11 protein-coding genes are annotated in these 20,779 nt (G+C 46.1%); 4 read left to right on the top strand and 7 right to left on the bottom strand.

Annotated features, from left to right (window positions below):
• Positions 1 to 3 precede the first annotated feature (3 nt).
• Genes dapF through gltB form a run of 4 tightly spaced genes read right to left on the bottom strand, consistent with a single transcriptional unit; the run spans position 4 to position 8,404 of the window.
• Positions 4 to 810, bottom strand: a complete 807-nt coding sequence (gene dapF, locus BQ7480_RS05345; protein WP_072542023.1) for a diaminopimelate epimerase — start codon at positions 808 to 810, stop codon at positions 4 to 6.
• A 13-nt stretch (positions 811 to 823) separates the two neighbouring features.
• The gene (gene asnB / locus BQ7480_RS05340; protein WP_072542022.1) at positions 824 to 2,494 is read right to left on the bottom strand and encodes an asparagine synthase B; all 1,671 of its coding nucleotides are present in this window, start codon (positions 2,492 to 2,494) and stop codon (positions 824 to 826) included.
• Between the two features lie 33 nt (positions 2,495 to 2,527).
• On the bottom strand, positions 2,528 to 3,871 hold the full coding sequence (locus tag BQ7480_RS05335; RefSeq protein ID WP_072542021.1) for a glutamate synthase subunit beta: 1,344 nt from the start codon (positions 3,869 to 3,871) through the stop codon (positions 2,528 to 2,530).
• Positions 3,872 to 3,901: 30 nt separating this feature from the next.
• On the bottom strand, positions 3,902 to 8,404 hold the full coding sequence (gene gltB / locus BQ7480_RS05330) for a glutamate synthase large subunit (protein ID WP_072543915.1): 4,503 nt from the start codon (positions 8,402 to 8,404) through the stop codon (positions 3,902 to 3,904).
• Positions 8,405 to 8,739: 335 nt separating this feature from the next.
• Between gltB and BQ7480_RS05325 the strand changes: the two genes are divergently transcribed.
• From BQ7480_RS05325 to yfcE, 4 genes are all read left to right on the top strand, one after another.
• A complete protein-coding gene (locus BQ7480_RS05325) occupies positions 8,740 to 10,623 on the top strand; it encodes an amidophosphoribosyltransferase (RefSeq protein WP_072542020.1) in 1,884 nt (627 codons plus the stop codon).
• Positions 10,624 to 10,837: 214 nt separating this feature from the next.
• The gene (locus tag BQ7480_RS05320; RefSeq protein ID WP_072543914.1) at positions 10,838 to 12,016 is read left to right on the top strand and encodes an ATP-binding protein; all 1,179 of its coding nucleotides are present in this window, start codon (positions 10,838 to 10,840) and stop codon (positions 12,014 to 12,016) included.
• A 42-nt stretch (positions 12,017 to 12,058) separates the two neighbouring features.
• Complete coding sequence (nifJ, locus tag BQ7480_RS05315) at positions 12,059 to 15,616, top strand: pyruvate:ferredoxin (flavodoxin) oxidoreductase (RefSeq protein ID WP_072542019.1); 3,558 nt, start codon at positions 12,059 to 12,061, stop codon at positions 15,614 to 15,616.
• Between the two features lie 112 nt (positions 15,617 to 15,728).
• Positions 15,729 to 16,268 carry a phosphodiesterase gene (gene yfcE, locus BQ7480_RS05310; RefSeq protein WP_072542018.1) on the top strand — a complete coding sequence of 180 codons (540 nt, stop codon included), beginning with the start codon at positions 15,729 to 15,731 and terminating at the stop codon, positions 16,266 to 16,268.
• 93 nt (positions 16,269 to 16,361) lie between these two features.
• Here the strand turns inward: yfcE and BQ7480_RS05305 are convergent, their stop codons facing one another.
• The 3 genes from BQ7480_RS05305 to BQ7480_RS05295 all read right to left on the bottom strand — a co-directional run bounded on the left by BQ7480_RS05305 (position 16,362) and on the right by BQ7480_RS05295 (position 20,725).
• The gene (locus tag BQ7480_RS05305; protein ID WP_072542017.1) at positions 16,362 to 17,789 is read right to left on the bottom strand and encodes a DUF5723 family protein; all 1,428 of its coding nucleotides are present in this window, start codon (positions 17,787 to 17,789) and stop codon (positions 16,362 to 16,364) included.
• A gap of 144 nt (positions 17,790 to 17,933) precedes the next feature.
• Entirely contained in the window at positions 17,934 to 18,689 is a 756-nt protein-coding gene (locus BQ7480_RS05300; protein ID WP_072542016.1) for a LytR/AlgR family response regulator transcription factor, read from the bottom strand.
• Entirely contained in the window at positions 18,686 to 20,725 is a 2,040-nt protein-coding gene (locus BQ7480_RS05295; RefSeq protein ID WP_235816638.1) for a tetratricopeptide repeat protein, read from the bottom strand. The genes BQ7480_RS05300 and BQ7480_RS05295 overlap by 4 nt, the downstream gene beginning before the upstream one ends.
• Positions 20,726 to 20,779 lie beyond the last annotated feature (54 nt).

The raw sequence follows: 20,779 nt of genomic DNA, 5'->3' as shown, positions 1-20,779 counted from the left end.
GTCTTACTCTTTTAATTCTATTGTTCCGTCGAATACTTTGACTGCAGGGCCGGTCATATACAAATGATTTCCCTCTCCTTTCCAGTCGACTGTCAGTTTACCTCCGTCCATACAGATGGTGGCATGGTTCCCACACCTGCCGGTGAAAGCCGCCGCTACCGCAGTGGCACAGGCCCCTGTGCCACAAGCCTGGGTGATTCCGGAGCCTCTCTCCCACACCCGCATGCGGATGGTTTCCTTGTCCAGCACCTGGGCAAATTCCACATTCACCCGGTCGGGGAACAGCGGATGATGCTCAAGCACCGGTCCCACTGCCGGCAAATCCACCTCTTCCATCTTGTCCACGAAGATGACCAGATGCGGATTTCCCATAGATACAGCGATTCCTTTCTGGTAAGGATATGATTCACCCAAGTCCACCGGATGGATATCGGCTGGAATGCCCATATCTACCCGCACGCTCTCCACTTTTCCTTCATTGACCTGCAGATGCAGTTCCTTGATACCGGAAAGCGTATCCAAAAGGATGTCCGTCTTTGTAGTCAGTCCGTCTTCGTATAAATATTTTCCGATGCAGCGGCTGGCGTTTCCGCACATCATGGCTTCCGAACCATCGGCATTGAATATGCGCATGCTGAAATCGGCTTTGTCTGAAGCCCCAATCAGCACCAGTCCGTCACTACCTATTCCTGTGTGAGGACGGCTCCACTCAATTGAATTTTTTTCAGGGTCAGCCAACGGGTATTTCATCGTATTCACATAGATGTAATCATTACCCAGACCGTGCATCTTTGTAAATTCTATTTTCATATATAATCGCTACTTAGTTTTTGTATCCTTCTTCGTGTACATCGGCCACCGCACGTCCGCTCGGCTCATTGACATTTGCGAAAGCCTTGTCCCATGCCAATGCTTCTGCCGTTGAGCAGGCTACACTCGGCACACTGGGCACACTCTTGGCCGCACTGTCGCTCGGGAAATGTTCCTCGAAGATGGAACGGTAATAATACTCTTCCTTGTTACGCGGCGGATTGATGGGGAAACGTTCGGCAGCATGAGCCATCTGTTCGTCGGATACCTCTTTGGAAGTAAATTCCTTCAGCGTATCAATCCAGCTGTATCCCACTCCGTCACTGAACTGTTCCTTCTGACGCCATGCCACGCTCTCGGGCAGCATGTCGGAAAAGGCCTCGCGCACAATCTTTTTCTCGATGGTCTTGCCCGGACACATCTTAGCTTTTGGATTCAGGCGCATGGCAATATCCAGAAATTCCTTGTCCAAGAAAGGCACACGCCCTTCTACTCCCCAAGCAGCCAATGCCTTGTTGGCCCGCAAACAGTCGTACAGGTAAAGTTTAGACAGTTTGCGCACGGTTTCTTCGTGGAAAGCACGCGCATCGGGAGCCTTGTGGAAATAAAGGTAGCCTCCGAAAATCTCATCGGCTCCTTCCCCACTGAGCACCATCTTGATACCCATACTCTTGATGACACGCGCCAAGAGGTACATCGGAGTAGATGCACGGACAGTTGTCACATCGTAGGTTTCAATGTAATAAATCACATCGCGAAGGGCATCGAGTCCTTCCTGAATGGTATAATGAATTTCGTGGTGTACCGTACCGATGTAATCGGCCACTTCACGTGCCTTCGCCAAGTCGGGCGCTCCTTCCAGACCAATGGCGAATGAATGAAGCTGAGGCCACCAGGCAGCCATCTGTCCGTCGGTTTCCACACGGCGGGCCGCATAGCGCTTGGCAATGGCCGAAATCACTGAACTATCCAAACCTCCTGAAAGCAACACACCGTATGGCACATCGCTCATCAGCTGTCCGCGAACCGCCTTTTCCAGTCCTTCGCGCAGGGCACTTACCGAAGCCGGCGCATCGGCCACTGCCTCATAACTGGTCCAGTCGCGTTTGTACCAACGTACCATCTTTCCTTCCTTGCTGGAATAATAATGTCCCGGCAGGAAAGGTTCATAACGTTCGCAGAATCCTTCCAGCGCTTTCAGTTCGCTGGCGCAATATACCTTTCCGTCGCTGTCATAACCGATGTAAAGTGGAATCACGCCAATCGGGTCGCGGGCAATGAGAAACTCATCCTTTTCTGCATCATAAAGCACGAAGGCAAAAATACCGTTCAGCTCTTCCAAGAAATGGATGCCGTAGTCCCGATACAGCGCCAGAATCACTTCACAGTCACTACCGGTCTGGAACTCGTACTTCCCGGCATATTTCTTACGGATGTCGCGGTGGTTATAAATTTCACCGTTGACAGCCAATATCTGTTTCTTGTCGGGTGAATACAACGGTTGGCCCCCACTTTCCGGATCGACAATCGACAAACGTTCATGAGCCAGGATAGCTGTGCCCCCACAATAAATTCCACTCCAGTCGGGCCCGCGGTGACGAATCTTGCGAGCCATGGCCAAAGCCTTGGTTCGCAATTCAGGAGTCTGTTGTTTAATATTTAAAATAGCTGCAATGCCACACATAGTCGTTCTATTTATATTTTGTATGAAAATCTGTTATTTACGGCTCAGATATGCATCTATATCTGCAGCCGCCTTTCGTCCGCCTGCAATGCATTTCACCACCAGACTGGCTCCGGTAGCGGCATCACCTGCAACGAATACATTGGCCGGGAATTCCGGCTGTTCCGGACGGAGGAAACCCATAGCCAGCAAAACCAAGTCGGCTTTCAGCACTTCCTTCTTGCCGGTAGGTTTCATCACCGGACGTTCTCCTTCTGCTCCCGGAATCCATTCTACTTCTTCCACTTCCACTCCGCAGACTTTACCGTCTTTTTCCAGAAAACGGTTGGAAGTCAGGCTCCAGCGACGCACACAACCTTCTTCATGGCTGCTGCTTGTCTTGAGCACGATGGGCCACTGCGGCCACGGAGTTTTGGGATTATAGCCTACCGGCGGCTTGGGCATGATTTCAATCTGTGTCACGCTAAGCGCTCCCTGACGGTTACTAGTACCGATACAGTCGCTTCCCGTATCACCACCTCCGATAACCAGCACATTCTTTCCTTTGGCAGTAATGCGCTCTTCCTTCGGAATCTGCTGTCCGGCCAGCACACGATTCTGCTGTGCCAGCATTTCCATGGCAAAATGGATGCCTTTCAAATCACGGCCCGGGATATTCAAGTCACGTGCCTGCGGTGTACCCGTACAAACGCAATAAGCATCAAAACCTTCAGGCAGATGAGTGACATCGATATCCGTATTCACTTTGAACGTAATGCCTTCAGCCTCCATCACCGCAATACGACGGTCGATGACTGACTTGCTGAGCTTGAAGTTCGGAATACCGAAACGCAACAGTCCACCCACATATTCCAGTTTCTCGAACACCGTAACGGCGTATCCTTTCTGGTTCAACTGGTTGGCTGCAGCCAGTCCGGCAGGTCCGGAGCCGATGACGGCCACCGATTTCCCGTTCCGCTTGTACTGGCGAGGCTGCACATAACCTTCACGGAAGGCTGCTTCAATCACTGCGGCCTCATCTTCACGGATAGTGACCGGCGCATCCATACTCAGTTTCAATACACAACTTTTTTCGCACAACGCCGGACAGACACGTCCGGTAAACTCCGGAAAGTCATTGGTTTCGGAGAGTATTTCATAAGCTTCCTTCCATTTTCCCTTGTACATGGCATCCTGAAATTCAGGAGGACGATTGCTAACCGGACAAGCCCAGTGGCAGAAAGGCACTCCGCAATCCATACACCGCGATGCCTGCAACTTTCGCTCACTTGTGTTCAACGTCTGTTCCACCTCACTGAAGTCTCTGATACGATCATGTATCGGACGATATCCGGCTTCTTGTCTGGGAACGGTCAGAAATGCTTTTGGATTTCCCATATATCTAGTTTTTTACTGTTCAACAATTAATCAATAATCACGCTGTACTTCTGCAATTTTCTGCTGCAATTTGCGCATCTGCTCTTCGGCCAGTACCTTCTTGTATTCAATCGGAGTCACCTGAATGAATTCTTCCACGTAATGGCCCCAGTTGTCCAGCATCGTACGAGCCAGCTGAGAACCTGTGTACAAATAATGCTGACGAACCAGTTCATGCAGTTCCTTACGGGCAGTGGCATCTTCCAGCAACGACAGTTCCACCATCTCCATGTTGCAGAAATAGTCGAAGTTACGGTCTTTGTCCCACACGTAAGCCACACCGCCACTCATACCTGCGGCGAAGTTGCGTCCGGTCTTGCCCAAGACAACCACACGTCCGCCGGTCATGTATTCACAGCAGTGGTCGCCCACTCCTTCTACCACGGCAATGGCACCGGAATTACGTACGGCAAAACGTTCGCCCACACATCCGTTGATGTACACCTCACCGCTAGTAGCACCATACAACAGCGTATTGCCTGCAATCACATTGTTTTCGGCCAGGAAATTGCTTCTTACCGGAGGCTGTACGGAAATATGTCCTCCACTCAAGCCCTTGCCCAAATAGTCGTTGGCTTCACCTTCCAACTTGAAGCTGACACCGTGTGGCAGGAAGGCACCGAAACTTTGTCCGGCAGAACCCTTGAACTTCACCTGAATGGTTTGTGCAGGTAATCCTGCCTGACCATACTTGGCAGCTACTGCTCCCGAAAGCATGGCTCCCACCGAACGGTCTGTATTGGCTATGGCATATTCCAACGATACCTCCTTGCGGTTCTCCAACGCTTCACGTGCGGCAGCCAACATGCTGACATCTTTCACGTTTTCTATCTCATGACGCTGTTCGGTCACATTATGCAGAGCAGCCCCATTATCTACCTTATGCAACAGTTTGCTGAAATCCAGCAACGAGGCTTTTTCATTGGTTGTCGGACGTATCTCAATCAAGTCTGTACGACCTACAATGTCTTCCAGACGAGAGAATCCCATTTCTGCCAGGTATTCGCGTACTTCCTGTGCCAGGAAGCGGAAGAAGTTGACCACATAGCGGTAATGGCCACGGAAGTGTGCCCGCAACTGCGGATCCTGTGTAGCCACTCCCACCGGACAAGTATTGGCATGACACTTACGCATCATCACACAACCCAATACAATCAGTACAGAGGTTCCGAGTCCGAATTCTTCTGCCCCCAGCAAAGCCATGCTGATGATATCGCGTCCGGTCTTCAACTGTCCGTCGGTCTGCAAACGCACCTGTCCGCGGAGTCCGTTGAGCACCAGTGTCTGCTGTGTCTCGCTCAAACCGATTTCCGGAGAGATACCTGCGTAACGCATAGAAGAGGCAGGAGAAGCTCCCGTACCGCCTTCCGCTCCGGAAATGACAATCAAATCGGCCTTGGCCTTTGCCACACCGGCTGCAATGGTACCGATACCACTCTCGGCCACCAGCTTCACACTGATTTTAGCCTTCGGATTCACGTTCTTCAAATCGAAAATCAGCTGAGCCAAATCTTCGATAGAATAGATATCGTGATGAGGGGGAGGTGAAATCAGTGAGATGCCCGGAATAGAATGACGCGTCTTGGCAATCACCTCGTTTACCTTGAAGCCCGGCAGCTGTCCGCCTTCACCCGGCTTGGCACCCTGAGCTACCTTAATCTGAATTTCCTGGGCATTTACCAAATATTCAGTGGTCACCCCAAAACGTCCGGAAGCCACCTGTTTGGTCTTACTGCACAAGGAGATACCGTCGTAGGTTTCATGGAAACGATCAGAATCCTCCCCTCCTTCACCCGTGTTGCTACGTGTGTTGAGCTTGTTCATGGCCAAGGCCATGGCTTCGTGTGCTTCCTTACTGATAGAACCAAATGACATGGCTCCTGTCACAAAGTGTTTCACGATTTCTTCCACTGGTTCCACATCATCCAATGGAATCGGATTACGACGGAAAGTGAAGAAGTCGCGCAGGAAAATCGGACTTTCCTTCTCGTCTACCCGACGGGTATATTCTTTGAACTTAGCATAGCTTCCCAAGCGAGTAGCCAACTGCAAGGCACTGATGGTTTCCGGATTCCACGCATGTTTCTCACCGTCCTTCCGGTAAGAGAACTGTCCGATGTAAGGCAGCAAATCGCTCACCTCTTCTTCATCGAAACCTGCATCATGGAACGCCTTGTAATCTTTGGCAATGCTTTCCAGTCCCACACCTCCGATTGAAGAGGAAGGTGTACCGAAATAAGTGGAAAGTATTTCACTGCCCAGACCCACAGCCTCGAAAATCTTGGCTCCACGGTAAGAACGTATCGTACTGATACCCATCTTACTCATCACCTTGTAAAGTCCCTTGCAGACAGCCTTGATATAATTCTTTTCTGCCGTTTCATAGTTCAGCTGCACATCACCTTTCTTGACCATATCGTCCAGAATGGCAAATACCATATATGGATTGATGGCACTGGCTCCGTACCCCAGCAACAAGGCCGCATGCATCACCTCACGAATTTCACCACTTTCAACAATCAACGCGGTCTGTACACGTTTCTGTACGGAAATCAGGTGATGATGTACGGCACTCACCGCCAACAGGGAAGGAATGGCCGCATGCTCCTTGTCAATCTCACGGTCGGAAAGGATAACGTAGTTTACACCTTCGTCCACTGCAGCTTCCGCCTTCTTGCATAATTCATTCAATGCCTCACGCAGACCTTCGGCGCCCTTTGCCGCATCAAACAGCATCGGGAGTTTTACGGTCTTGAATCCCTTGTAACGGATGTTACACAAAATATCGAGTTGTGTATTGTTCAGAATAGGGTGTGGCAGACGCACCATCTTACAGTGCGACTCGCTCGGCAACAAAATATTCGTACCCACAGCACCGATGTATTCCGTCAATGACATCACCAGTTCCTCACGTATCGGGTCGATAGGCGGATTAGTGACCTGCGCAAACTGCTGGCGGAAATAATTGAACAAAACCTGAGGTTTATCGGACAATACCGCCAACGGAGTATCGTTACCCATGGAGGCAGTCGGTTCAGCTCCATTGATACACATCGGCGTAAGCGTGCGCTCGATATCTTCACGTGTAAAGCCGAAAGCACGCAAACGGCGTTCATAGTCTGGAACAGAATTGGAAATCTTACGGCCGCTACGCAATGTATCCAGCTCAATCCGGTTGGTAGAAAGCCACTGACGATAAGGTTTGGCTGTCGCCAACTGATCTTTCAATTCGCCATCATAGTAGATACGACCTTCCTGGGTATCGACCAACAGAATCTTACCCGGCTGCAAACGTCCTTTTTCCTTGATGGCTTCCGGTTCAAAATTGATGACACCTGCTTCACTGGCTACCACCATCATATCGTTTTTGGTAATCAGGTAACGGGCCGGACGCAGACCGTTACGATCCAACATACCTCCAGCATAACGCCCGTCACTGAACAACAAGGCAGCCGGACCATCCCACGGTTCCATCAAGATAGAGTGGTATTCATAAAAAGCTTTCAAGTCTTCACTGATAGGATTCTTGTCATTGAACGATTCAGGTACCAGCATGGCCATCGCATGAGGCAGGCTCAATCCTGACATGACGAAGAACTCCAGTACATTATCGAGCGAAGCACTGTCACTCATTCCCGGCTGGATAATCGGACCTATCTTTTTCACATCGCCCAGCAACGGAGTGGAAAGCACACTTTCACGCGCTTCCATCCACCCGCGGTTTCCACGAATAGTATTGATTTCTCCATTGTGTGCCAACAAACGGAACGGCTGCGCCAAACTCCATGTAGGGAATGTATTCGTACTAAAACGAGAATGCACGATTGCCAACCCACTGGTAAAGTAAGGCTGCGTAAGGTCCTGAAAATATTCACGCACCTGCACAGAAGAAAGCATACCTTTATATATAATGTTTTTGCTCGACAAAGAAACGATGTAAAAGTCCTTGTGATGCACACGGCGTTCAATCTTTTTGCGCACGATATATAAGGTACGTTCAAAACTCTCCAAATCGGTAGCTCCCGTAATGAACACCTGCTTGATATCAGGTTCGGTTTCCTGTGCACTTTTGCCCAAGATGGATGAGTTCACCGGAACAGAACGCAAATGCATCAACGACAAACCTTCGCGTTCCACCTCCTCTATCATAATGCTTAAAATAGACTCTTGCTCTTTCAAATCCTTCGGAAGGAACACCAGTCCCGTACCGTATTTTCCCTTCTCCGGAACCGGAATACCTTGAAGCAAAATAAACTCATGCGGAATCTGCAACAAGATACCTGCGCCGTCACCTGTTTTATTATCAGCTCCTTCCGCACCACGATGTTTCATATTCTCCAACACCTTCAAGGCAGCATCCACCAAATCATGCGATTTGTTACCATGGATGTCTACAATCATTCCCACACCGCAAGCATCATGCTCGTACTCCGGATGATAAAGGCCGGAAGAAGCCGGACGACTTTCCGCAACTCCTGCTTTGTCTTTCTTCATAAAATCTCCTGCTATCCTCATTTTGTCTTTCTTATTTAACACCTAGTTCTCTATTTTCATTCTATTTGTCCACAAAAATAAGAATATAACTTCCAATATGACAGGTTTAGATGATTTTTCATGACAATATTTTCACCCCCACTCATACATACTTTTATTTTAAAATAAAAACCACACAAAAAGTTTTAACCTAAAATCATTTATGATTGTTTTTATTACAATTATCACATCAGGGAAGAATAAATCTATTTTTTCAAGTAGACACATTACGCGTTCTAATAATTGTCTGTTATTTTGTAAAAGGAAATCTTTACAAAGTCTGAAACCGAAAATAAATGGAAACATTAAAACATGAATGTGGGGTGGCCCTTATACGGCTTTTAAAACCACTGGAATATTATCAGGAAAAATATGGCACATGGATGTATGGCTTGAATAAGCTGTACTTGTTAATGGAGAAGCAACACAATAGAGGGCAAGAAGCCGCAGGACTGGCCTGCGTGAAACTACAAGCCAATCCCGGCGAAGAATACATGTTCCGTGAAAGAGGACTGGGTGCGGGAGCCATTACTGAAATCTTCAACAATGTGCATCAGCAATATAAAGATTTGACAGAAGAACAACTGCACGATGCCGAATTTGCCAAGAAGTGTCTGCCTTTTGCCGGCGAACTTTACATGGGACACTTACGCTATTCGACCACAGGAAAAAGCGGAATCTCGTATGTACATCCGTTTCTTCGCCGCAACAACTGGCGGGCAAAAAATCTGGCGTTATGCGGTAACTTCAACCTGACTAACGTAGACGAAATATTTGCCGACATCACGGAAGCCGGACAGCACCCCCGCAAATATGCCGATACGTATATCATGCTGGAACAAGTGGGACACCGCTTGGACAGAGAGGTAGAACGCCTCTACAACCAGTGTAAGGAAGAAGGGCTGAAAGGCATGGATATCACTCATGCCATTGAGGACCGGATTGACCTGACCAATGTATTAAAGACATCTTCCCCAAAATGGGACGGCGGATACGTAATCTGTGGAATGACAGGAAGCGGAGAAGCTTTTGCCGTACGCGACCCATGGGGCATCCGCCCGGCATTCTGGTATCAGGATGACGAGATTATGGTGCTGGCCTCTGAACGCCCGGTCATCCAGACCGTTTTGAATATTCCAGCGGAAAGCATCCACGAACTGATGCCGGGACAAGCTTTGTTAGTCAATAAAAAAGGACAACTCCGACTGGCACAAATCAACAAACCGGGTGTTCCCAAACCTTGCTCGTTCGAACGAATCTATTTCAGTCGCGGAAGTGACGTTGACATTTATCGGGAACGAAAGAAACTGGGTGAAATGCTGACAGAACCTATCCTTTCGGCCGTAGACCATGACATAGCCCATACCGTTATCTCCTTTATTCCCAACACAGCGGAAGTCGCCTTCTACGGAATGTTACAGGGATTAGACAATTACCTGAACCGATTAAAAATAAAACAAATCGAAGCTTTAGGACACAAGCCAGACCATCAGGAGCTGGAGAAAATCCTTTCGCAACGCATCCGAAGCGAAAAGGTTGCCATCAAAGATATCAAGCTCCGTACCTTCATTGCCGAAGGCAATACACGAAATGACTTGGCCGCACATGTGTACGACATTACTTATGGTAGCCTTGTGCCCCGCAAAGACAACCTGGTCATCATTGATGACAGCATTGTACGCGGCACGACCCTGAAACAGAGCATCATTGGCATTCTCGACCGTCTGCAACCGAAAAAAATCGTCATTGTCTCTTCTTCTCCTCAGGTCCGCTATCCGGACTATTACGGCATCGACATGGCCAGCATGGAACAATTCATCGCTTTCAAAGCTGCCATTGCCCTACTGGAAGAGCGTGACATGCAGCATGTCATCGAATATGCTTACCGAAAATCAAAAGAACAGCTGACCTTGCCGAAAGAAAAGATGCGCAACTACGTAAAGGAAATCTATGCACCTTTTACCGATGAAGAAATCTCAGAGAAGATTGCAGCGCTGCTGACTCCTGCAGGCACACGGGCGAAGGTTCAAATCGTCTACCAGACATTGGAAGGCTTGCATGAAGCCTGTCCGGCCCATCCGGGAGACTGGTACTTCAGCGGAGACTACCCTACTCCGGGAGGAACCAAACAAGTAAACAAAGCGTTCATTGAATGGGTAGAAGAAAATTACCAATTCTAACGGATTACAAAAACATCCACAAATAAAAACTACAAGCATCCCCGTTTTCATGGCTGGAAAAACAAGGATGCTTGTAGCTTTTTCCTCTCACCTTTTCCCTTAAAATTCCGCTAAAAAAGAACCAAAAAATCTTTCTAGAGGAAATGAATTTTTGTCATCTCCAGTTTGCAATATAATGAAGTATTCGTATCTTTGCAGCGTAGATACAGAATTCATGGAAGCATTTTACAGAACACATAGCTATTTGGTAGAACATACCAATGCCCCTGTACGTCGTGACCTGATGGACGAAATTGACTGGAACGACCGACTGATTGGTATTAAAGGTACAAGAGGGGTAGGAAAAACCACCTTTCTTTTACAATATGCAAAAGAAAAATTCGGGACAGACCGTTCATGCTTGTTCGTAAACATGAATAATTTCTATTTCTCCAAGTATAGTCTGGTAGACTTTGCGGGAGAATTCGTCAAACGAGGAGGAAAAGTACTACTAATTGACCAAGTATTCAAGCTTCCCAACTGGAGCCACGACCTGCGTACGTGTTATGAACGGTATCCACAGCTCAAAATCGTGTTTACCGGCTCTTCTGTCATGCGACTGAAAGATGAAAATCCAGAGTTGAACGGTATCGTTAAATCCTATAATCTGAGAGGGTTCTCATTCCGTGAATTTTTAAATCTACAAACAGGGAATCATTTTTCCTCTTACACCCTCGATGAAGTCTTGCATAACCACGAACATATCGTAAAAACGATTTTACCGCACATCAATCCGCTCAATTATTTCCAGGACTACATCCATCATGGGTTTTACCCTTTCTTTCTAGAAAAAAGGAATTTCTCCGAGAACCTGTTGAAAACCATGAACATGATGATTGAAGTGGACATTCTCCTCATCAAACAAATTGAGCTGAAATATCTGTCTAAAATCAAAAAATTACTATATTTGCTAGCTGTAGATGGACCGGTTGCACCCAATGTGAGCCAACTCGCCAGCGAGATACAAACCTCACGAGCTACGGTCATGAACTACATCAAATATTTGGCAGATTCAAGGCTGATCAACATGGTTTATCCGAAAGGTGAAAGTTTTCCTAAAAAACCGGCTAAAATCATGATGCACAACACGAATCTGATGTACAGTATCTACCCGGTAAAAGTGGAAGAACAGGATGTACTGGAAACATTCTTTGTCAATTCCTTATGGAAAGACCACAAGGTAAACAAGGGCGAAAAAGGGACATCTTTTGTAGTAGACGACAACCTCCATTTCCGGATATGTGGAGAAGGAAGCAAATACAAAAGCAACCCAAACATCTACTATGCGATGCACAAGATGGAAATAGGACACGGAGACCAAATACCCTTGTGGCTATTTGGTTTCTTATACTGATAACAATATGATTGTATTACTCAATATTTAATTAGTAATTGTATGACTAAACAAAAAAAATTCATCACTTGTGATGGTAACGAAGCTGCTGCTCATATTTCGTACATGTTTACGGAAGTAGCTGCTATCTACCCTATCACTCCGTCATCTACTATGGCTGAACATGTAGATGAATGGGCAGCCGCAGGTCGTAAAAACATCTTCGGCGAAACTGTATTGGTTCAGGAAATGCAATCTGAAGGTGGTGCTGCCGGTGCAGTACACGGTTCTCTTCAGGCTGGTGCATTGACAACTACTTATACTGCTTCTCAGGGTCTTCTGTTGATGATCCCTAATATGTACAAAATCGCAGGTGAATTCTTGCCTTGCGTATTCCATGTTTCAGCACGTACACTGGCTTCTCATGCATTGTGTATCTTCGGTGACCATCAGGATGTGATGTCTTGCCGTCAGACGGGCTTCGCTATGCTGTGTGAAGGTTCTGTACAGGAAGTTATGGATTTGGCGGGTGTAGCTCACTTGTCTACAATTAAATCACGTGTACCGTTCGTTAACTTCTTCGACGGTTTCCGTACTTCTCACGAAATCCAGAAGATTGAAAAACTGGACAACGAAGATTTGGCTCCGCTTATCGACCAGAAAGCATTGGCTGAATTCCGCGAACGTGCCCTCAGTCCTAACAAACCGGTTGCACGCGGTATGGCTGAGAACCCGGATCACTTCTTCCAGCACAGAGAATCAGGTAATCCTTACTATGAGGCAGTTCCTGCAATCGTAGAAGAATATATGAACGAAATCAACAAGATCACAGGACGTAACTACGGTCTGTTTGACTACTATGGTGCAGAAGATGCAGAAAACATCATCATCGCCATGGGTTCTGTGACAGAAGCTACTCGCGAAGCTATCGATTACCTGACTGCTCAGGGCAAGAAAGTAGGTTTGGTAGCCGTTCACTTGTATCGTCCGTTCTCTGCTAAGCACTTCTTGGCTAAGGTGCCTAAGACTGTAAAACGTATTGCTGTTCTCGACCGTACAAAAGAACCGGGTGCAAACGGCGAACCGTTGTATCTGGATGTAAAAGACGTATTCTACGGACAGGAAAATGCTCCGTTGATTGTAGGCGGACGTTACGGTCTGGGTTCAAAGGATACTACTCCGGCTCAGATTCTGTCAGTATACGAAAACCTGGAACTCCCGATGCCGAAAGACCACTTCACTATCGGTATTGTGGATGACGTGACTTTCACTTCTCTGCCTCAGAAAGAAGAAATCGCTCTCGGTGCAGAAGGTGTATTCGAAGCTAAGTTCTATGGTTTGGGTGCTGACGGTACAGTTGGTGCCAACAAGAACTCTGTAAAAATCATCGGTGACAACACAGATAAATACTGCCAGGCTTACTTCTCATACGACTCTAAGAAATCTGGTGGTTTCACTTGTTCTCACCTGCGTTTCGGCAATCACCCGATTCACTCTACTTATCTGGTAACCACTCCGAACTTCGTAGCTTGCCACGTTCAGGCTTACTTGCACATGTACGATGTAACCCGTGGTCTGCGCAAGAACGGTACTTTCCTGTTGAACACTATCTGGGAAGGTGAAGAACTGGCTAAGAACCTGCCGAACAAGGTAAAGAAATATTTCGCAGAAAACAACATCACTGTTTACTATATCAACGCCACTCAGATTGCTCAGGAAATTGGTCTGGGTAACCGTACCAACACTATCCTGCAGTCTGCATTCTTCCGTATCACAGGCGTTATTCCTGTAGACTTGGCTGTAGAACAGATGAAGAAGTTCATCGTGAAGTCTTACGGCAAGAAGGGTGAAGACGTAGTCAACAAGAACTACGCAGCCGTTGACCGTGGTGGTGAATACAAACAGCTGACTGTAGACCCAGCTTGGGCTAACCTGGAAGTGGAAGCTGCTGCTGCCAACAACGATCCTGCATTCATCAACGAAGTTGTTCGTCCGATCAATGCGCAGGATGGTGACTTGCTGCCGGTATCTGCATTCAAGGGTATCGAAGACGGTACATGGCATCAGGGAACAGCTAAATACGAAAAACGTGGTGTAGCTGCATTCGTTCCGGAATGGAATCCTGAAAACTGTATCCAGTGTAACAAGTGTGCATACGTTTGTCCTCACGCTGCTATCCGTCCGTTCGTACTCGATGCAGAAGAACAGAAGGGTGCAAACTTCCCGATGCTGAAGGCTGTCGGCAAGCAATTCGACGGTATGACATTCCGCGTACAGGTAGACGTACTCGACTGTCTGGGTTGCGGTAACTGTGCCGATGTATGTCCGGGTAACCCGAAGAAGGGTGGCAAGGCTTTGACTATGAAACATCTGGAAAGCCAGCTGCCTGAAGCTGCCAACTGGACTTACTGCTCAGAGAACGTGAAGTCTAAACAGCACTTGGTAGACATCAAAGCTAACGTGAAGAACTCTCAGTTCGCTACTCCGTTGTTCGAGTTCTCTGGAGCTTGCTCTGGTTGTGGTGAAACTCCGTACGTGAAACTGATTTCTCAGTTGTTCGGTGACCGTGAAATGGTAGCAAACGCTACTGGATGTTCTTCTATCTACTCTGGTTCTGTTCCTTCAACTCCATACACTACCAACGAAAAAGGTCAGGGTCCTGCTTGGGCTAACTCATTGTTCGAAGACTTCTGTGAATTCGGTTTGGGTATGGAATTGGCCAACAAGAAACTGCGTAACCGTTTGGAAGATGCCATGAAAGCTGCTATTGCCGCTGAAGGAACTCCGGCCGAATACAAGGAAGCATTCCAGGAATGGATTGACGGACGCAACGATGCAGACAAGAGCAAAGCTGCTGCTGAAAAGATTATCCCGATGGTAGAAGCTGCAAAAGACAAATGCGAATACTGTGCTACTATCGCTGAGTTCAAAGATTACCTGATCAAACGTTCACAGTGGATTATCGGTGGTGATGGTGCTTCTTATGATATCGGTTACGGAGGTTTGGATCATGTCATCGCTTCTGGCGAAGATGTAAACATCCTCGTACTGGATACTGAAGTTTACTCTAACACAGGTGGTCAGTCTTCTAAGGCTACTCCGCTGGGTGCTATCGCTAAATTTGCTGCTTCTGGTAAACGTGTACGCAAGAAAGACCTGGGTCTGATTGCCACTACTTACGGTTATGTATATGTAGCTCAGATTGCGATGGGTGCTGACCAAGCTCAGACATTGAAAGCTATCCGCGAAGCAGAAGCATATCCTGGACCGTCATTGGTCATCGCATACGCTCCATGTATCAACCACGGTTTGAAAGCTGGTATGGGTAAATCTCAGGCTGAAGAAGCAAAAGCTGTAGAATGCGGCTACTGGCACTTGTGGCGCTTCAACCCGGCTTTGGAAGACGAAGGTAAGAATCCGTTCTCACTCGACTCTAAAGAACCGAACTGGGATAACTTCCAGGATTACCTGAAAGGTGAAGTCCGTTTTGCATCTGTAATGAAACAGTATCCGACGGAAGCTGCCGACTTGTTCGAAGCTTGCGAAAAGATGGCCAAGAAACGTTACGATTCATACAAACGTATGGCTGCAATGGACTGGAGCAACGAAAAAGCTGAATAATTCATTTAGCCCCTCATAATAAGAACGGCTGCCTATATAAGGCGGCCGTTTTTTTATGACAAATACCTGCTTTTTACTAAGTTTGCACCGCTTTAATTAAAACCACACATATATGAAATATTTAATCGTATCAGACATACATGGCTGTCTTCCTGCCTTGGAACAAGTGTTGCAGTTCTACCATACTCATCATTACGACATGCTCCTCATCTTGGGAGATATTCTAAACTATGGCCCCCGAAACGGACTGCCAGAAGGACTCAATCCTAAAGGTATTGCCGAGAAATTAAACGAAATATCCTCAGACATCGTGGCCATACGTGGAAATTGTGATTCTGAGGTAGACCAAATGCTGCTGAACTTTCCCATTTTATCAGACTACACCTTAGTGGTGGATGAAGGAAAAAAGCTATTCCTCACGCACGGTCACATCTACCACGAAGAACAACTACCCTGTAATGGATATGACGCCTTCTTCTACGGACACACTCACCTGTGGAAACTGGAGAAAACGGGACATGGGATTATCTGCAATACAGGCTCCATTACTTTCCCTAAAGGAGGGAACCCTCCTACCTTTGCAAGCTACGAACACGGAAAAATCGCTATCCGCCAACTCAATGGAGAGGTATTAAAAGAACTTTCCTTCTGAAAATCCATAAAAAAGGCTGCCAACCCAATGTAACCCATAGACAATACACATTTACAATTGGGAAGGCAGCCTATACGTATAGCAATAGATAACTTATAATTCAGCAGAAGATTTAGGAGCACCACCCAAAGGGAAAGAAATGCCCAAGAATCCATTTACAGCCTTGGAATTACCACCAAAGAACATATAATCGGTTCCTACAAATAATGCGCCCAATTTCACGGCCAGACCGATTGATTTACCGCCAGCCTGAATCGGAGAGTAGCTGATAGCTGCATTCAACCAACTCTTTGGACGAATCGTAGCCAGAAAGGTCAATTCATTTAAAGCCTTAGGTTGTACGAAGCGAACCGTATACATTGCTCCCACGCTCAATTTGTTATTCAACAAACCATATTCTCCGGCAAGCAGCAAAGTAGAATACAAGCGAGTTTTCGTCTTTACCTTCTCTGGAGAGCCTTCTTTAAAATCAAAACGCTCAAATGACAAGAAATCGCCTCCAATATAATGGTCGTAATTCTCAGACGTAATCGTCACATTCTCACTGCCCGTTACCGTAGCCACCGTGGTCTCACTCTCTTTCCATTTCAAGAAGCCCAAATCCAGCAGAGAAGCAGATACGGTCAGATTGTCCCAGACCTTATAACTTGCACCCAAATCAATGCCGAATCCAGAACCTGCAACACCCAAATCACCTGCCTCCAAGTCGAAATTATCTATTTTTCCATTCTGGTCAAATGTCATACCACCCCCTTTCAAGGTCGTAATTACGTTACCATCTGCCACATAATCATAATGAGCTCCATACCAATCCGAAGGAGAAAGTTCGCCACGAGAAGCATAATCTGAATAACTAGGGTAATTCAAGTTGGGTACATCCAAATTCAAGTCGAACCTGTTCACATTCATTTCAGCACGGGCCAATCCCAACAATATCTTTATGCGTGCCCCTACAGTCAGCTTTTCTGTAATCTGACGAGAATACCCTAATCCCAGTTCGGCATACATCTTCATATTCAACGTCTGATTAGACATATTATAACTCTGGTTGGTACCTGCGATGTTCTCCAGAGAAAAGCCGTTCATTGTACGCATCATGGAGAACATGTCTTTTGCCAATGCCACTCCAACATCCGCACGCAAACCGGCATTCACACTCCAGAAACCCTTTCCTCTATACCAGCCAAAAGATAAAATATCGGTATTCAGATTCACATTCAAACGGTTATCCGTCTTCAAGCGATCAAACAACTTATCATTTGAATACAAATCACTTCCTGAATTTAAGATATCGATGATGTCACTTGTACCCAGTACATTAGAAGAAGCCGACATGTTAAATGAGCCAATGACAGGAACATTGAAATAGCCCTTTGTTGGCTGCAGGCCCGGATTCAACTGCAAACGTGCACTGGTGCCTTCCATAAAATAAGAAGAACGCAGATACTGAGCATGTAGCGTGCCCCCCCATATCAACAGACTTCCCAACAAAAACAAACTTTTGCATCTAACTTTTTTCATACTCAATCTCATTAATAAGTTTTAATGCAAAAATAAAAATATCTTTAATATGGGAAAAAGCACAAACTACGGCTTATGAACCATAGACAACATATCCATTACCAAATACAGTTTTTTTGTCACTAAACTGCAAAAACAAATTCACTACAATTGACAGAAACGTTCCATCATTTCCTTTTTGTATTTCTTTGAAACCTGAAGCTCATCGACCTCATTAAACGGGGGATACATCACACACTGTCCCCCTTGTACCATCAACAAATAATTCATGTTAATGATATACGACTGATGAATCTGCACAAAAGCCGGGTCGTATGCACAAAGATGCTCCGCCCTTGTATTCCGTTTTAAAGGAATAAAAGACCCATTAGCCAAAGCTACCTCCCAGATTTTCCTGTCAGATACATACCGGAAATAACCGATATCAGACACACGCAACACCCGTAAATCACCCATCGGGGTAACTACCATGAAAGACTTCTCCCCTTCCCGGCCATTATTCACCAGAAAATTCGTAGAATTCTTTACACCCGTCTCACGCAAGCGTCCCAAAGCCTTAGCCAGTTCATTCGGATCTACAGGCTTTAAAAGAAAATCGAAAGCATAATTACGCAACGCGTCTATCAGATATTTGTTATACGCCGTATAAAAGATAATATGCATGTCCCAGTTCTGAATCTCATGCACTTTGATAGCCACGTCCATCCCCAGCATATCGGGGAGTTCCACATCCAAGAACAACAAATCCGGATGCTCTTTCTCAATCAGACGGATGCCTGAATTTCCATTATGGGCAATCCCTTCCACTGATACCCATTGATACTTCTTGAGTTCAAAACAAAGATTATCAATGGCCGTTTCTTCGTCATCCACAATGACGGCCTTAATTTTATCATTCATGCCTTTCTAATTTTCTTAAATTGAAAAGAATAGTTCAATGGAACAACAAACCGTACCTCGCATCCCATCTCATTCTCATCTCCTACCACCACGTTATTAATCTTCACCAAAATAGGACGTGGATTATACGCATTCAGCAATTGGATAGTTTGTGTAATCACCTTCATACCTGTTCCCGTACCTCGATTCACACTTACCGGACGATAACCTCCTCCATTGTCACAAACCACAATATCTACTTGCCCATCGTCCAACCGGCTGACTTTAATTATCAACAACCGCTTTCCCTCTTTTAGCCGCAACCCATGCTTGATGGCATTCTCCACAGGTATCTGCAACAACATGGAAGGCACTTTCACTGCCTGCAAATCAATCCGTTCATCAAGTTCCTGCTGAAAATGGAAATCATCTCCCAATGATTCTTTCTCCAAATCTACATACGTATCCACAAATTCCAGCTCATCCGCCAGTGATACAGCCAGACAATCAGTCAGTTCCAAGTTCCTACGTATCAATTTCGTCAGCCCAATCAGGTTCTTGCTTTCCGCCTCACCCTTATGAAGGTTCATTTCACGATTCAACACATTAAAAACAAAATGGGGAGAAATCCGGTTACGCACATTCTCCAGACGCAAAGAAGAAATTGCACTCTGCATACGCCATTGCTCCTTCTCCTGCAAACGCTTGCGATACAATATGATGACAAAAGCCACTGCTATCAACAGAAAACATCCACCTACAATGATATACATCCATTGATGCATCTGAAGTAGCTGATTCTCCTTCTCACGAATAAAAATCTCCTTTTTCATCAGCGTGCTGTCTTGCTCATACTTCAATTCGATTTCAGCCGCACGCATTTTCACCCGCTCATTTCGTATGGAATCGTCCATACGGTGATTTTCCTTCAAATAATGATACGCCTGTTTATAGTCCCCCACCTTTTCATAATACCGCTGCAAATAACGGTTGCGTACATGAATCATATTGGGTTCCACCTGGTCATATTCTTTCGCATGTTTCAGACGTTCTTGAGCCAAGGCTACGTTACCCTGTTTCAACGCCAGCTCCATAAGCTGCGTATCAATACAATACAAAGCTGTGGAATGGTGAATGGAATCAAAAAAGCCCCGACATTTCTGTAAATAATAGGAAGCGGAATCCAAGTTGTTCAACAGCAGAAACACTTCCCCCAAATTAATCATGGTCAGATTCCGCTCAAAATTCATATCCGGATATTGATTGACTACCCCCAACGAACGACGGAAATATTTCAGGGCAGTCTTGTAATCTTGGCGGTAGTAATAGGAATTTCCTCTGTTGTTCAAATAAATATGCTTCTCAAAAGGATGCATCTGGTCATAATAACGGGAAGCCAGATTATAATAATAATCGCACGCGGCAAAATCCCTCAATTCCATATTCACTTGAGCCAGCCCATAATAAGCCGGGAATCTTTGCTTGTCAGACATATTTAATGAATCGGCAATAGACAAAGAACGATTGTACCATAGAGCTCCTAAATCATAGCGCCCCTTTTTTACATAAACATCAGCCAAGTTCAGACAGATATCAGGTAAAGATTCACGATTACCACCGCGAGTGGCATATTCAAAGGACTTCAGATAACACTGGCAAGCGGAATCCGCCTGAGAAGTACGTACACAAATATTCCCTCTCGCGTTGTAAACCATTGCATACAACCGAGCTACTTCCGGACTATCTGCCTGCCTATCGCAAAAAGCCCCAATCTTATCCAGAAAATAAGAGGCAGAATCCAGTCTAAACGAAAGGAAACAGCTCCTTACTTTCAATAACAATAGACGATAATACATCGTGCTATCTTTTACAGACGGAATAATCCGATCGACCATCCGGCTGACATGCTCCGGTGATTCGGCAGAAATTCTCTCCATCTGCTGATAAAATCTTTCAAAGAAATCGACCGGGCTCCTATTCTCCTTCACACCACATCCCATCATCATCCACAAAAAGAAAAGGCCGACCCCTATTCCCACTTTATAATAATGCTTCATAACAAGTCCATACACTCTTTGTTTATAACAAAAATAACAAAAAAGAATCCAAGA

Source organism: Bacteroides mediterraneensis (assembly GCF_900128455.1).
GTDB classification, from domain to species: Bacteria; Bacteroidota; Bacteroidia; order Bacteroidales; family Bacteroidaceae; genus Phocaeicola; species Phocaeicola mediterraneensis.
The sequence above is the reverse complement of the archived record's forward strand: the minus strand, read 5'-3'. Positions and strand labels throughout refer to the sequence as shown.